Source organism: Bdellovibrionales bacterium (assembly GCA_019750295.1).
GTDB lineage: Bacteria > Bdellovibrionota > Bdellovibrionia > Bdellovibrionales > JAGQZY01 > JAIEOS01.
The window spans coordinates 1-1,873 of sequence record JAIEOS010000129.1; the positions used below are offsets into that span (position 1 = coordinate 1).

Sequence of the window (1,873 nt, forward strand, 5' to 3'; positions counted from 1 at the left end):
TCATGTCCACAGAGAGCGGAATCCCATCTCCACTTTTGAAAGCTTCGATTTCACTATTCACATCCCCGTCACCGACATTGAGCTCCATTTTATACTTTAGGGACTGGAGTAATCCTAAGTTAACTTCGCCACTTGCCAAACTTACATCAAGCTCCGTCTCAATGTTTTCGACATCGATTTTGCCGCTTTGGCCGTAAATTTCGAGGGCTTTGTGAGGAACGGAGATGTCACAATCCACAAACGCGCCTCGCAAATCTAAAGTGAGAGTTTTTTTATTTTCGTCACCGATAATCTGCGCGCCTTTACCGGCTCCATCACAGTCCCAATTCAATTCCGTCGTCCGATTGTAATCCACGTGAATTTCACCGGAGCTAAATTTAATCTGCAGAGTCTCGGTGGCCTCGCTCGTTTCGCTCACCCCTTCGATCGCACCAAAAACAAAGGAGCTATCCTTCGAAAGCTCTGTGATCATGGTTTTGGCCTCGATATCCATAGCGCCGCCCAAAAGCGAAACGGTGCCTGTGGATTCGTCAAATTTGACCAGAGGAGAAAAGAAATAGAAGATCGCGCAAACGACCAGGACTAAACAGCCCAAGGCCGAAACAAAACCTAAAAGAAACCACTGTAAATTGCGAGTTGCTGCACTCATCGCCTGGGATAGTGCTCGGGTTTACTTTTAAAGTCAAATTTTAGGAAGATGTCAGTCTGAACTATCGACCCATTCGGTTGCGACAGTAGAGCTCCGGCCATTCGCGAAGGCAGGCCTGGAATAAGGATTCGGTATCCATTGAGTGGCGATTCATCGTCTTGGGCTCCGCGTAAGGGCGACCAGCACGACTTGCTGGAGAACGCTGACTCGACGAGGATGAGCATCCCACAAAAATAATGCCGCCCAAAATAGCCAAAAATATCTTCATAGCGAACTCCTTAACATCTCAAAGTTCTCTTCGGCCAGGGACAAAAAATTCTAAATATGCGACAGAGAGATACCCACTATGGTCGAGGGTTGGCACTAGAGGGATTCGCCCATCTTTACGCGTTTGGGATCCTGGACGGGCCAGTTCAAAGTGGACTCTGTGAGCAATACGACGGTGCTTCCTAAATTGAAGGTGCCGAGCTCATCTCCGGTGTTCACCGAAATCGAAGACGGATAATCGATCTGAAGACGACGATTTTTAAAGGGGTATTCGTTGGTGACCACCGACTTATCAAAACTAAAACTCATGCTTCCCACATTGGTGGCGCCGACCATCGTCAGAATCATTTTACCCTGAGCCGTTTCGATACCTATCGCCACCCGCTCATTGATCGCCAGAACTCCTGGAATGTTTCGCAAACTCCAAATGTTCACCGGCCAAAGTTCTCCCGGGAAGTACTTCATCCAATGGATCTTCCCCTTCACCGGGGAATGCACACGGTGGTAGTCCTTCGGACTCAAATAGTAAGTGGTAAAGTTCCCACCTTCCATGTTTCCGACCCAAGGCGACTGCGGTAAAAATTCGTCCAAAGTATATTTAATACCCTTGGCTTGAATGAGAACACCGGAAACGATTTTTCCATTTTGGGTAATACGACTATCGCAAGGATGGACCCGCTCGCCTTGAATCGGGCGCGCGCCTTTTTTAAGTTTTCGTGAAAAAAATTCGCCGATATTTTTGTACTCGCTGAGAGGCTTTTCGGCCTCTTCCGTGTTGATCCCCACGAGTTGAGCAAAAGCCTTTACCGAAAGCTGCGAAAGAGGCCGTGGCCACTGTCCGTAAGCCACTTGCCCCACATAATGACTCACCATCTTCTTGGGAAGAGATGGCATCACTGCACTTAATACTTGATCTCTGAGGGCTCTCGTAATGGTCTTTTTAATCATGTACATATC

Annotated in this window: 3 protein-coding genes; all 3 read right to left on the reverse strand. The window is 47.8% G+C overall.

The window, feature by feature from the left end; translation table 11 throughout:
* The coding region (locus tag K2Q26_15075; protein MBY0316841.1) for a DUF4097 family beta strand repeat-containing protein at positions 1-649 on the reverse strand (649 nt) is incomplete at its 3' end.
* A gap of 61 nt (positions 650-710) precedes the next feature.
* Positions 711-917, reverse strand: coding sequence for a hypothetical protein (locus K2Q26_15080; protein MBY0316842.1), 207 nt, complete (start codon positions 915-917; stop codon positions 711-713).
* A gap of 95 nt (positions 918-1,012) precedes the next feature.
* The coding region (gene asd / locus K2Q26_15085) for an archaetidylserine decarboxylase (GenBank protein MBY0316843.1) at positions 1,013-1,873 on the reverse strand (861 nt) is incomplete at its 5' end.

What these genes read in the sequence shown, in the direction of transcription:
- K2Q26_15080 (MBY0316842.1), bottom strand. Translation starts at nt 917, where the DNA reads ATGAAGATATTTTTGGCTATTTTGGGCGGCATTATTTTTGTGGGATGC.